Origin of the sequence: Stenotrophomonas sp. G4, from assembly GCF_003428825.1 — a bacterium.
Lineage (GTDB): Bacteria > Pseudomonadota > Gammaproteobacteria > Xanthomonadales > Xanthomonadaceae > Stenotrophomonas > Stenotrophomonas indicatrix.
Map to the genome: position 1 here is coordinate 1,819,615 of NZ_CP031741.1, position 12,900 is coordinate 1,832,514.

Genomic DNA, 12,900 nt, shown 5'->3' on the forward strand with positions numbered 1-12,900 from the left:
TCCGCAGTTTCATAGCAGTCCAAGCGATCCACCCCTGGCGGGGCGAGGGCAGCAGCCGGTCCGGTGCTGATGCCAGGTGCAGGGGGAAGGCCGCCGGATTTTCCTTCCTCTGCGCGGAGTGATCGCATGCGCCGTCGTCTGTCCATTGTTTCCCTGTCCCTGCTTGCCGTGCTGCCGTCGCTGGCGCTGGCCTACCAGGCCGAACCGCCGCGCGAAGCACTGCAGGTGCTGCGCGTGGACCGCTACGCCGACGACGCCAACGCCGGCTCGCTGCGCTGGGCGATCACCACTGCCAATGCGGCGCCGGGTCGATACCGCATCGAGATCGCGGCCGTTGGCGCTGCGCCTTACGTCATCACGCCGGCCACGCCGCTGCCGGAGATCAAGGGACCGGTGCAGATCATCGGCACGTCCTGGCAACGCGATGGACAGTACGTCGCCATCGATGGCTCGGCCTACGTGACCGGCACCGGTACCGATGCCTGCCCAGGCGCCGAGCCGGGCCAGTCCGGCACCAACGTGCGCACCACCACGCTCCCGGGCCTGGTCCTGCGCGATACCCAGGGCGTGGAGCTGGCCGGCCTGGAGATCCGCAATTTCTGCATCGGCGTGCTGGTCAACCGCTCCAGCCACAACGAGATCCATGACAACCGCATCGTCGCCAACAAGGGCGGTGCCGGCATCATGCTCACCGGTGATGACGGCAAGGGCCAGTCCACCGCCACCACCACCGTGCACAACCGCATCGTGCGCAACGTATTCCTCGATAACGGCGACGGCCTGGAGTTGACCCGCGGCGCGGCCTGGAACCTGGTGGCCGACAACCTGTTCCAATCCACCAGGGCCAACCCGGAACCCTCACAGGGCATCGAGATCCTGTGGGGCAACGACAACAGCGTGGTCCACAACCGCTTCGTCGATTACTCCGATGGCCTGCAGATCAACTGGGGCAACCGCAACTACATCGCGGCAAACACCTTCACCGGCAATTCGCTGGGCCTGAGCATCACCGGCAGCGGCAACGTGGTCGACGGCAACACCATCACCGGCAATGGCATCGGCATCGGCGTGCGCCCGCAGCCGGTCAGTGCGCCGAACCGCTTCACCGGCAACCGCATCTACGGCAACGGCCTGCCGATCGAGCGCTGCGAAGCCGGCGGCGCCTGCGTGAAGGGCCAGCCGCGTGGCGCCATCGTGTTCGGTGTGCCGGGCCTGGAGCACGCCAGCTTCGTCGGCTCCCGTGGCCGTGGCGTGGACAACGATGCGTCCAAGCGTGCGCGCATCTGCACCGCTGCCGGCCAGGCCGGCTGCCAGCCGCTGCCGAACCTCGGCCAGGCCGCGCCGCAGCTGACCGCGGTGCAGGGCAAGGGTGCGCAGCGCCAGCTGACGGGTCGTTTCCAGGGCGTGCCTGATACCCGCTACCAGGTGGAAGTGTTCGGCAACCGCGCCGCCACCGGCAACGAGGCCGAGTGGGTGCTGGGCAGTGTGGAAGCACGTACCGACGCGCAGGGGCAGGGCAGCTTCACCTTCCCGCTCGGTGCAGGGACCGACGCTGCCGCTGCCGGCAGCCTGACCGCCACGGTTACCTCGGCGCAGGGCGCCACATCCCCCCTGAGTGCGCCACTGTCGCTGCGCTGATCACCTCCACGAGACCGCGATCATGAATCCTGCGAAACCTGTTTCCCTGGGCCTGCTGGCCGCCCTGCTGCTGCCAGCCGTGGCCAGCGCGCAGTCCAGCAACCGCTACGAAGGCAAGACGCTTACCGGCGACTGGGGCGGCACCCGCACCGAACTGTTCGAGCGCGGCGTTGCCTTCCGCGGCGATTACGTGGGCGAGGCCATGGGCGTGGTCGATGGTGGCTACGGTGAAACCGGCGCGCGCTATGCGCAGCAGGTGCGGGTGGGCGTGGACCTGGACATGGGCAAGCTGGCCGGCTGGGACGGCGGTGCGTTCCACTTCACCCTCAATGATCGTCGTGGCCGCAGCACCTCGGTGGACTTCGTCGGCAACCGCTTCCCGATCCAGGAGGCGTATGGCGGCCAGTACACGCGGCTGACCGAGCTGAGCTACGACCAGACCTTCAATGCGGGCCGGTCGTACTACAAGCTGGGGTACTACGCGATGGGCAACCAGTTCGGCCTGCACAGCCTGCTGACCCACTTCGTCAACGCCGCATTCTGCGCCCACCCGCTGGCGATGTCCGGCAACAGCGGCTGGTACAACTATCCGATGGCACGCTGGGGCGGTGAGTTCGCCCAGCAGATCAGCCCGGCGGTGAACGTGCGCACAGGCTGGTTCCAGGTCAACCCGAACCTGGGCGGCAACATCGAACGCAACGCATTCCGTCCGTTCGTTTCGGGCACCACCGGCTCGCTGTTTCCGGTGGAGGTGACCTGGACGCCGGCCAAGGGCAGCCGCTACGCCGGCGTCTACAAGTTCGGTGGCTACTACGACACGTCGCGCGTGGACAGGCGCGGCCTGGATACCTCGCCGACCACCGGGCGGCACGGCGCCTACGTGCTGGCAGAACAGCGCCTGACCCAGGAATCGGCCGACCCGAGCCGCGGCCTGACCGCCTTCGCGCAGTACATGGTGTCCGACACCGATACCGCGCAGATCAAGCGCTGGTACGCGCTGGGCGGCGTCTACCAGGGCATCGGCGCGCGTGCGCAGGACAGCATCGCGCTGGGCTACGTCGGCGCTGATATCAATGACCGCCTGGTCGATGCGCGGCGCGCCACGTTGGCCGCCGGGGGCGTGCCCACCGATTCGCCGCTGTACAACCTCAGCCAGGCCGAGGAGCTGTTCGAGCTGTCCTACAGCTTCCAGGTGAACCCCTGGCTGATGATCCGCCCGGACGTGCAGTACATCGTCAACCCGGGCACGTTCAATTACAGCGGTACCGACAACGCCTGGGCCGTAGGTGTCCAGGCCAAGGTGACCTTCTGATGGCCGCGCGCTCCTTCCATGCTGTGGTGACTGTGATGAAAATTCCGCTCGCTTCCGTTGTCCTCGCCGGCGTGCTCGCCTCCTCTCCCTTGCTGGCCCTGGCCGCGCCGCCACCGGCGGTGCTGCAGGTCGGCCAACTGCGCATCGGCGAGGGCAGTCCGCGCACCATCGTACCGATTACCGGTGCCACCGCGGACGTCGCTCTGCAGCAGGCCGCGGCCATCGCCGCCAGCAGATCCACCGACATCGCCGAGTGGCGCATCGACTACCTGGACATCGCCACCGATGGCAAGGCGCTGGTCGCGCTGGGCAAGCGCATCCAGGCCACGCTGGGGGGCAAGCCGGCCATCGTGACCTTCCGCACGAAGGCCGAAGGGGGCGCCAAGCCGATCAGCGATGCCGACTACGGCAAGCTCTACGCTGCGCTGCTGCGCGGTGGTGTCGCCCAGCTGATCGACGTGGAGATGTTCCGCGATCCGAAGGTGGTGCAGGCGCTGGTGGCGCAGGCCCACAAGGCTGGCGTGAAAGTGGTGATGTCCAGCCATGACTTCCACGCCACGCCACCGCGCGAGGAAATCGTCTCACGCCTGCTCAAGCAGCAGGCCCTTGGCGCGGACGTGCTGAAGATCGCGGTGATGCCGCGCGACGCTGGCGATGTGCTGGCGTTGCTCGATGCCACCTGGCAGGTGCGCCAGCAGAGCGACAAGCCGCTGCTGACCATGTCGATGGGTGGTACCGGCGTGGTTTCGCGCCTGGCTGGCGAAACCTTCGGCCAGGCTCTGACCTTCGGCATGATCGGCACTCCGTCGGCGCCAGGCCAGGTCGAGGTTGATCGCCTCCAGGACGTCCTGCAGGTCATCCATGCATCCAGCCAGGCCGGTCACTGAGACCTTCCCCGCCGGACGTTCCACCGCACCACGCTGTTGCAGGAAACCGCACCATGAGCCACGCCTCCGCCGCCGCACCGTCGCTTGTCCTTGAACGGATGAGTCCCTTCCAGTGGACCGCCATCGCCATCTGCGTGCTGTTGAACATGCTTGATGGCTTCGATGTGATGGTCATGGCCTTCACCGCGCCGCATGTTTCGGCGGACTGGGCGCTGTCGGGCAAGGTGCTGGGGCTGATGCTCAGTGCCGGGCTGGTCGGCATGGCGCTGGGTTCGTTCCTGCTGGCACCGCTGGCCGACCGCTGGGGGCGGCGGCCGATGATCGTCTGCTGCCTGCTGATCCTGACCAGTGGCATGGCGCTGTCCGCGCTGGCCGCCGACGCCTGGCAGCTGGGTGCGCTGCGCGTGTACACCGGCATCGGCATCGGCGGCATGCTGGCCGGCGTGGGGGTGATCACCGCCGAGTACGCCAACGCCAAGTGGCGCAGCACCGCTGTCGCGCTGCAGGCCACCGGCTACCCGATCGGTGCGACCGCTGGCGGTCTGCTGGCTGCGTGGATGCTGGAGCACTGGGCCTGGCACAGCGTGTTCCTGGTCGGCGCAGCGGCATCGCTGCTGTGCATTCCGCTGGTGCTCAAATGCCTGCCCGAATCGCTGGATTTCCTGGTCGCGCGTCGCCCGGCCAATGCCTTGCCACGCTTGAACGCGCTGCTCTCGCGCATGCGCATGCCAGAGCTGCAGGCGCTGCCGCCAGCGCCGGTGCGCGACGGCCAGCGCCAGGGCTATGCCGCGCTGTTCGTGGGTGACCTGCGCCGTGTCGCGCTGCTGATCGCGCTGGCGTTCTTCCTGCACATGTTCGCGTTTTATTTCGTGCTGAGCTGGACGCCGAAGCTGCTGGTCTCGGCCGGCGTGTCGGCGCAGCAGGGCATCACCGGTGGCGTGCTGTTGAACCTGGGCGGCATCGTTGGCGGCAGCCTGTTCGGCTGGCTGGCCTCGCGCTGGTCGCTGTCCAGGCTGACGGCCGGCGCGCTGCTGCTGGCGATGGTCTCGATGCTGGGCTTTGCGGCCTTCAGCACGCAGCTGGGCGTGGCCTTCCCGCTGGCCTTCGTGATCGGTGCGGCACTGTTCGCAGCGATGGCCGGCCTGTATGCGGCCGCGCCGGAGGTGTTCGCCGCCGAAGTGCGGACCACCGGCCTGGGCTGGGCCATCGGCATCGGCCGGGTCGGCGCGATCCTCTCGCCGCTCACCGTGGGTGTTCTGGTCGATGGTGGCTGGCAGCCGTCCTCGTTGTACGTGCTGTGCGCTGCGCCGCTGCTGCTGGCGGCATGGGCGTGCCTCGGCCTGCGCGTGGGCGTGGGTCAGAACCGGCGTTGAACCGATGGCCGGAGCACGTCACTCAATGTGCGATTATCGAATCGACTGGCCGAATATCGCATTGACCGGGCGGCGTGCCATGGCGACCATGTCCGGGTCATGTTTTCCCTTCGCAGTGGCCCTGCAGCGTGACGGTGATGACCGCCGGCAGGCAGGGCAAGGAGCAATGCAGTGATCGACAAGAGCGTAGCCAGCGTGGAAGCAGCGGTGGCCGATATCCATGATGGCGCGACCGTGATGATCGGCGGCTTTGGCACTGCCGGCATGCCCGACGAGCTGATCAATGCGCTCATTGCACAAGGTGCGCGCGAGCTGACCATCATCAACAACAACGCCGGCAACGGCGATACCGGCCTGGCTGCGCTGATCAAGCACAAGCGCGTGCGCCGCATCGTCTGCTCCTTCCCGCGCCAGGCCGATTCGCAGCACTTCGACGCGGCCTACCGCGCCGGCGAGATCGAGCTGGAGCTGGTGCCGCAGGGCAACCTGGCCGCGCGCATCCATGCGGCAGGTTCCGGGCTGGGCGCGGTCTTCACGCCCACCGGCTATGGCACCGAGCTGGCCCAGGGCAAGGAAACGCGCGAGATCGACGGTCGCCACTACGTGCTCGAGTACCCGCTGCATGCCGATTTCGCGCTGATCAAGGCCGACCGCGGCGATCGCTGGGGCAACCTGGTGTACCGCAAGACTGCGCGCAACTTCGGCCCGCTGATGGCGATGGCCGCACGCTGCACCATCGTGCAGGTGCGTGAGGTGGTGCCGCTGGGCGAACTGGACCCGGAGGCCGTGGTGACCCCCGGCATCTTCGTGCAGCGCATGGTGCCGGTGGCCGCAGAAGGAGTGCAGGCATGAACAAGCTCAGCCGCGAACAGATGGCCGCACGCGTGGCGCGCGATATTCCCGAAGGGGCCTACGTCAACCTGGGCATCGGCCTGCCGACCACGGTGGCCAACTTCCTGCCGGCGGACAAGGAGATACTGCTGCAGTCGGAAAACGGCCTGCTGGGCATGGGCCCGGCGCCGGCGCCCGGCCAGGAAGACCCGGACCTCATCAATGCCGGCAAGCAGCCGGTGACCCTGCTGACCGGTGGCTGCTATTTCCACCACGCCGATTCGTTCGCGATGATGCGTGGCGGCCACCTCGACATCTGCGTGCTCGGTGCCTTCCAGGTCTCGGCGCACGGTGACCTGGCCAACTGGAGCACCGGTGCCTCCAATGCGATTCCCGCCGTGGGCGGTGCAATGGACCTGGCCATCGGGGCCAAGCAGGTGTTCGTGATGATGGACCTGTTCACCAAGCAGGGTGAAAGCAAGTTGGTGGCCGAATGCAGCTATCCGCTGACCGGCCTGCGCTGCGTGTCGCGCGTGTATACCGATGTGGCGGTGTTCGACCTTGGCGCCGACGGTGCGACCGTGCTGGAAATGGTCGAGGGCGTGGACATCGATCAACTGCGTGAACTGACCGGCCTGCCGCTGGCACTGGCCGAGGGAGCCTGATATGCCCCTGCACGAGACCTATATCGTCGATGGCATCCGCACCCCGATCGGCCGCTACGGCGGCGCGTTGTCCGGTGTGCGCGCCGACGACCTCGGCGCGATTCCGCTGAAGGCACTGCTGGCGCGCCACCCGCAGCTGGACCCGGCGCTGGTGGAGGACGTCTACCTGGGCTGCGCCAACCAGGCCGGTGAGGACAACCGCAACGTCGCCCGCATGAGCCTGCTGCTGGCCGGCCTGCCGGTGAGCGTGCCCGGCAGCACGATCAACCGCCTGTGCGGTTCGGGCCTGGATGCGATCGGCACCGTGGCCCGTGGCATTGCTGCCGGCGAGCTCGGCCTGGCCATTGCCGGCGGCGTCGAATCGATGTCGCGCGCGCCGTTCGTGATGGGCAAGGCAACCTCGCCGTTTGCCCGTGACCAGCAGATCGAAGACACCACCATGGGCTGGCGTTTCATCAACCCGCGCCTGCGTGAACTGCACGGCGTGGAGACCATGGGCCAGACCGCCGAGAACGTGGCTGAGCGCTACGGCGTCAGCCGCGAGGACCAGGATGCGTTCGCCCTGCGCAGCCAGCAGCGAACGGCCGCCGCGCAGGCGCGCGGCTTCTTCGACGGCGAGATCGTGGCGGTGGACGTACCGGGCCGCAAACGCGGCGAAACCGTGACCGTCGACCGCGATGAACACCCGCGCGGCGATACCACCGCCGAAGCACTGGCCAGGCTGAAGCCGCTGTTCCGCCAGCCGGGCACGGTGACCGCCGGCAACGCCTCGGGCATCAACGATGGTGCCGCCGCGCTGCTGCTGGCCTCCGGTGCGCAGGTACAGGCGCTGGGCCTGACCCCGCGCGCGCGCATCCTCGGCTTTGCCAGTGCCGGCGTGGAGCCGGCGATCATGGGCATGGGCCCGGTGCCGGCCAGCCAGAAGCTGATGGTACGGCTGGGCCTGGCCATCGACGATTTCGATGCCATCGAACTGAACGAGGCCTTCGCCTCGCAGGGGCTGGCCTGCATGCGCCAGCTGGGCCTGGCCGACGATGCCGCGCACGTGAACCCCAACGGCGGTGCCATCGCGCTGGGCCACCCGCTGGGCATGAGCGGCGCGCGCCTGGCGCTGACCCTGCTGCGCCAGCTGGAGGCCAGCGGTGGCCGCCGTGGCCTGGCCACGATGTGCATCGGCGTGGGTCAGGGCGTGGCCCTGGCCATCGAGCGCGTGTGAACCATCCCCTGATTCCGTAATCTCAAGACAGCTGCGGCTTCCGGGCCGCTCGCCAACAGGAGTACGCCATGAGCGATCCCACCCCACTGCGCGGCTACCGCAAGCCGTACCCCGGCAGCCAGCCGCCGCGCATCCACCTGCCGTATGCCTCCACCGCGCTGCGCGGCCCGGGAACCGACCCGATCGCGATCCCGGTGACGCTCTCGGAAGTGACCGGCCCGAGCATCAACCGCATCACCCTCGGTGAGCATGCCGCCGACCTGACCGCCGGCTTCCCAGGCCAGCCGCAGGGTGAGCGCATCATCGTCAGCGGCCGCGTGCTGGACGAGAACGGCCGCCCGGCGCGCAACACCGTGGTGGAGGTGTGGCAGTGCAACGCCGCCGGCCGTTACCTGCACAAGGGCGACCAGCACGACGCGCCGCTGGATCCGAACTTCAAGGGCACCGGCCAGGTGCTGACCGACAGCGAAGGCCGCTACCGCTTCACCACCATCAAACCGGGCGCGTACCCGTGGCGCAATCACTACAACGCCTGGCGCCCGGCACACATCCACTTCTCGCTGCATGGCGAAGGCATCGGCCAGCGCCTGGTCACGCAGATGTATTTCCCCAATGATCCGCTGCTGGCGTTTGATCCGATCTACAACTGCGTGGACGACGCCAAGGCGCGCGAGCGCATGGTGTCCTCGTTCGATTGGGAAAACACCGCCAACGAATTCGCGCTGGGCTACCGTTTCGACATCGTGCTGCGCGGTCGCAAGATGACCGTCTGGGAGTAACACCATGAGTTTCCAATCCACTCCATGGCAGACCGTGGGCCCGTACTACCGCCTGGGCCTGGAACCGCTGTACCGCACCGACATCGCCCCGGCCATCGCGCAGGGTGAGCGCGTGGAAGTGCAGGGCCAGGTGTTCGATGGCAATGGCGTGCCCGTGTCCGATGCCGTGCTGGAGATCTGGCAGGCCGACGCGCAGGGCATCTATGCCCATGGCGAAGACCCGCGCCGTGACGACCACGACCCTGCCTTCGACGGCTGGGGCCGCGTGCCCGCCGACGACCAGGGCCGCTTCGCCTTCACCACCGTCAAGCCGGGCCGGGTGCCGGGCCTGCGTGGCGAGCCGCAGGCGCCGCACCTGGTGGTGCTGGTGTTCATGCGCGGCCTGCTGCAGGCCACCCGTGCACGCATCTACTTCAGTGACGAAGCCAGCAACGCCGAGGACGGCATCCTCGCGCTGGTGCCGGCCGAACGCCGCCACACCCTGGTCGCACAGGCGCAGGGCAAGGGCCTGTACCACTGGGACGTGCGCATGCAGGGCCCGGACGAGACGGTGTTCTTCGCATACTGATCGCGGCGCGCCCGACGCGCCTTCCGGCCATTCCACGCCCGCGTGCGGCGGGCGCGGGTAAGCTGTGATTACCCAGGATGGACTGCACCGATGAGCCACTTCCCAACGCTGCTGGGCGGTCTGTTCGGCGACCCCGCCGTCGACGCCGTGTTCCGCGATGAAGCACGCCTGCAGGCGATGCTCGATGTCGAACGCGCTCTGGCGCGCGCGCAGGTGCAGTGCGGGGTGATTCCCGCAGCCGCGCTGGCACCGATCGAAGCGGCCTGCAGTGCCGATCTGTATTCGTTGCCGGCGCTGTCGGCAGCCACCGCACTGGCTGGCAATCCGGCCATTCCACTGGTCAAGGCACTCACCGCGCAGGTCAAGGCGAACGATGCCGAGGCCGCGCGCTGGGTGCACTGGGGCGCCACCAGCCAGGACATCATCGATACCGGCGCGGTGCTGCAGCTGCGCGCGGCAGTCAGCCAGGTGCAGGCGCGCCTGCGCGTGCTGTGCATGGCGCTGGCGCGGCTGGCCGAGGCCGAGCGCGGCACCGGGCTGCCTGGACGCACGCTGCTGCAACAGGCAGTGCCGGTGACCTTCGGCCTGAAGGCGGCCGGTTGGCTCGACGCCCTGCAGCGCAGCCAGCGCAGGCTGGATGCGTTGGCCGCAGACACGCTGGTGCTGCAGTTCGGCGGTGCCGCTGGCACCCTGGCCTCGCTGCAGACGCGCGGGCTGGACGTGGCCGAAGCCCTGGCTGCCGAGCTGCAGTTGCCGCTGCCGGCATTGCCCTGGCACACCGCGCGTGACCGCATTGCCGAGTTCGGCAGCGTGTTCGCACTGCTGACCGGCAGCCTCGGCAAGATCGCCACCGACATCGTGCTGCTGATGCAGTCCGAGGTGGCCGAAGCCTTCGAGCCGGCGGGCGAGGGCAAGGGCGGTTCCTCGGCAATGCCGCACAAGCGCAATCCGGTGGGTTGCGTGGCCGCCATTGCCGCTGCTACGCGCGTGCCCGGCCTGCTGTCCACGCTGTTCACTGCCATGCCGCAGCCGCACGAGCGCGCAGCAGGCCAATGGCACGCCGAATGGGACACCGTGCCGGAGATCGTGCGCCTGTGTGCGGGCAGCCTGGCCCAGGTGGATGTGGTGGTGCAGGGCCTGCAGCTGGACCGCGAGCGCATGCGCCAGCACCTGGACAGTCATGGCGGCCTGCTTTACGCCGAAGCCGTTGCGGTCACCCTGGGCGAGCGCATCGGCAAGCCGGCCGCACATGCCTTGGTGGAACAAGCGGCCAGGCAGGCGCTTGCGCAATCGCAGCACCTGCGCGTGGCGCTGGGGCAGATGCCCGAAGTCACCGCGCAGCTTTCCGCCGCACAACTGGATGCCCTGTTCGCCGCAGACAGCTGGCGCGGCATGGCCGATACCTGGATCGACCGCGTGCTCGCGCGCGGCTGATCCTACGTTCAACGCTGGAGCACGCATGCCATTCCTCGACCTTCCGCAGCATCGCCTGCACTACCAGACCGAGGGCCGCGCCGACGGGCAGTGGCTGACCTTCTGCAATTCGCTGGGTACCGACCTGGGCATGTGGCAGCCGCAGGTGGATGCACTCGCCTCGCAGTACCGCATCCTGCGCTATGACCGTCGCGGTCATGGCCAGTCCAGCACGCCACCGGGGCTGTACAGCGTGGCCGAACTGGGCGCTGATGTGCTGGCCCTGTGGGACCACCTCGGCATCGCGCGCAGCCATTTCTGCGGGCTGTCGATCGGTGGCCTGACCGGGCAGTGGCTGGGCGTGCATGCTGGCAATCGCCTGCGCACGCTCACGGTGGCTGCCACCGCAGCGAAGATCGGCACGCTGGACGGCTGGCAGGCGCGCATCGCCCAGGTCCAGCTCGATGGCCTGTTGCCGCTGGTCGATGGCACCCGCGAACGCTGGTTCACCGCCGCTTTCGCGCAGACCCATGCCAGCCAGGTGGAAGACATCCTGCAGCGCTTCCTCGCCACCAGCGTGGCTGGCTATGCCGGCTGCTGCAACGCCGTGGGCACGGCCGACTTCCGTGATGCGCTGGGCCGCATTGGCGTGCCGTTGCTGGCCATTGCCGGAGATGACGACCCGGTATGCGCCCCGGCCGAGCTGCAGGCAATCGCCAACGGCGTGGCCCATGGCCACCATGCCGCTGTGCCGGGCCGCCACATCTGCAACCTGGAATCGCCGCAGGCGTTCACCTCCGCACTGGCCGCGCATCTTTCGGCGCAGCACTGATCCCGCACAACAGGTAGACCACGATGGACGAACAGGAACGCTATGAAGCCGGCCTTGCGGTGCGCCGCCAGGTACTGGGTGAGGCACACGTCGAACGCTCGCTGCAGGCGCGCACCGAGTTCACCACCGAATTCCAGGAATTCATCACGCGCACGGCGTGGGGCACGGTGTGGACGCGCGAGGGCCTGCCGCGGCATACGCGCTCGCTGCTGACCATCGTGATGATGGTGGCGCTGGGCCATGACGAGGAGTTCAAGCTGCATATCCGTGCCGCCCGCAACAACGGCGTGACGCCGGAGGAGATCAAGGAAGCGCTGCTGCAGGCCGCGATCTACTGTGGCGTGCCCGCGGCCAACCATGCGTTCGCGCTGGCCAAGCCGATCATGGAAGAGCAGTCCGCAGAGCGCTGACGCCGAACATCCGCCGGGCATGGCCCGGCGCTACCAGAGCGCGGTCCCGGTAGCGCCGGGCCATGCCCGGCGGCTGCACCTCAGTTCAACAACGTGCCCAGCCGCTGTGCGGCCTCGCGCAGGCGCGGCAACAGCTGGGTCTGCATCACGCCCAGGCCGATACGGCCCGCCTGGGTGCCGATGTTCAGCGCGGCCACGACATCGCCGCTGCGCGAACGCACTGGCACGGCGATCGAGCGCAGGCCGATCTCCAGTTCCTGGTCGACCAGCGACGCGCCTTCGCGGCGCACCTTTTCCAGCAGGTCGAGGAAGTCATCCATGCGGGTGACCGTGCGATCAGTGCGCGGCCGCAACGGGTTGCGTTCCAGGTAGCCTTCCAGCGTGTCGCGCGGCAACGAGGCCAGCAGCACGCGGCCCATCGAGGTGCAGTAGGCCGGCAGGCGGCTGCCTGCGCGCAGGCCGATCGACATGATGCGTACGGTTTCCGCGCGCGCCACGTACAGGATGTCATCGCCATCGAGCACGCCCAGCGAGCAGGATTCGTGCACGGCATCGCGCAGGGCATCCAGCACCGGTTGTGCAGCAGCGGTCATCGACGACGACGCGACATAGGCGCCGCCCATGCCCAGCACGCGCGGCAGCAGCACGAAGCCGCGGCCCTGTTCACCTACGTAGCCGAGCTTTTCCAGCGTGTACAGCACGCGCCGTACCGCTGCGCGGGAAATGCCGGTATCGCTGCTGATCTGCGACATCGTCACTTCGCGCGGGTGCTGCGAGAACACGCTCAGCACGGCCAGGCCGCGGCCGAGCGACGTCATGAAGTCCGGATCGCCCTGGTTGTCCTGGATCTGCTGCATCAGCTCATGGGCCAGGCCACGATCCTGCGGTAGGGCAGGGGGGCGCTTGGGTCGACGGCTGGGAGGAACGGCAGGCATGGCAGCAGCTTTCATCGGGTTCGACCTCGCATGGTAAGGGC

General features: G+C 68.3%; 13 protein-coding genes. 12 read left to right on the plus strand and 1 reads right to left on the minus strand.

What is annotated here, in order from left to right:
* Positions 1 to 126: 126 nt before the first annotated feature.
* The 12 genes from D0Y85_RS08630 (at position 127) to pcaC (ending at position 11,924) form a co-directional block, all read left to right on the plus strand.
* Positions 127 to 1,638, plus strand: a complete 1,512-nt coding sequence (locus D0Y85_RS08630; protein WP_117310158.1) for a right-handed parallel beta-helix repeat-containing protein — start codon at positions 127 to 129, stop codon at positions 1,636 to 1,638.
* Positions 1,639 to 1,660: 22 nt separating this feature from the next.
* Complete coding sequence (locus tag D0Y85_RS08635; RefSeq protein WP_117310159.1) at positions 1,661 to 2,950, plus strand: carbohydrate porin; 1,290 nt, start codon at positions 1,661 to 1,663, stop codon at positions 2,948 to 2,950.
* Between the two features lie 35 nt (positions 2,951 to 2,985).
* A complete protein-coding gene (gene aroD / locus D0Y85_RS08640) occupies positions 2,986 to 3,837 on the plus strand; it encodes a type I 3-dehydroquinate dehydratase (RefSeq protein ID WP_240329371.1) in 852 nt (283 codons plus the stop codon).
* A 53-nt stretch (positions 3,838 to 3,890) separates the two neighbouring features.
* Positions 3,891 to 5,210 (plus strand): MFS transporter, encoded by a 1,320-nt coding sequence (locus D0Y85_RS08645; protein ID WP_162887631.1) that lies wholly within the window; start codon positions 3,891 to 3,893, stop codon positions 5,208 to 5,210.
* A 171-nt stretch (positions 5,211 to 5,381) separates the two neighbouring features.
* Entirely contained in the window at positions 5,382 to 6,062 is a 681-nt protein-coding gene (locus tag D0Y85_RS08650; RefSeq protein ID WP_117310162.1) for a 3-oxoacid CoA-transferase subunit A, read from the plus strand.
* Entirely contained in the window at positions 6,059 to 6,706 is a 648-nt protein-coding gene (locus tag D0Y85_RS08655) for a 3-oxoacid CoA-transferase subunit B (protein WP_117310163.1), read from the plus strand. Before D0Y85_RS08650 ends, D0Y85_RS08655 begins: the two co-directional genes overlap by 4 nt.
* Before the next feature lie 7 nt (positions 6,707 to 6,713).
* Positions 6,714 to 7,922: a 3-oxoadipyl-CoA thiolase gene (pcaF, locus tag D0Y85_RS08660; protein WP_117311887.1), complete on the plus strand. Its 1,209-nt coding sequence runs from the start codon at positions 6,714 to 6,716 to the stop codon at positions 7,920 to 7,922.
* Between the two features lie 68 nt (positions 7,923 to 7,990).
* Positions 7,991 to 8,701 carry a protocatechuate 3,4-dioxygenase subunit beta gene (gene pcaH / locus D0Y85_RS08665; RefSeq protein WP_117310164.1) on the plus strand — a complete coding sequence of 237 codons (711 nt, stop codon included), beginning with the start codon at positions 7,991 to 7,993 and terminating at the stop codon, positions 8,699 to 8,701.
* A 4-nt stretch (positions 8,702 to 8,705) separates the two neighbouring features.
* Positions 8,706 to 9,269: a protocatechuate 3,4-dioxygenase subunit alpha gene (gene pcaG / locus D0Y85_RS08670; protein WP_117310165.1), complete on the plus strand. Its 564-nt coding sequence runs from the start codon at positions 8,706 to 8,708 to the stop codon at positions 9,267 to 9,269.
* A 90-nt stretch (positions 9,270 to 9,359) separates the two neighbouring features.
* Complete coding sequence (locus D0Y85_RS08675; RefSeq protein WP_117310166.1) at positions 9,360 to 10,703, plus strand: 3-carboxy-cis,cis-muconate cycloisomerase; 1,344 nt, start codon at positions 9,360 to 9,362, stop codon at positions 10,701 to 10,703.
* Positions 10,704 to 10,728: 25 nt separating this feature from the next.
* On the plus strand, positions 10,729 to 11,514 hold the full coding sequence (pcaD, locus tag D0Y85_RS08680) for a 3-oxoadipate enol-lactonase (RefSeq protein WP_117310167.1): 786 nt from the start codon (positions 10,729 to 10,731) through the stop codon (positions 11,512 to 11,514).
* 23 nt (positions 11,515 to 11,537) lie between these two features.
* Complete coding sequence (gene pcaC / locus D0Y85_RS08685) at positions 11,538 to 11,924, plus strand: 4-carboxymuconolactone decarboxylase (RefSeq protein WP_117310168.1); 387 nt, start codon at positions 11,538 to 11,540, stop codon at positions 11,922 to 11,924.
* A gap of 80 nt (positions 11,925 to 12,004) precedes the next feature.
* Here the strand turns inward: pcaC and D0Y85_RS08690 are convergent, their stop codons facing one another.
* Positions 12,005 to 12,859 carry an IclR family transcriptional regulator C-terminal domain-containing protein gene (locus D0Y85_RS08690; RefSeq protein ID WP_117310169.1) on the minus strand — a complete coding sequence of 285 codons (855 nt, stop codon included), beginning with the start codon at positions 12,857 to 12,859 and terminating at the stop codon, positions 12,005 to 12,007.
* Positions 12,860 to 12,900 lie beyond the last annotated feature (41 nt).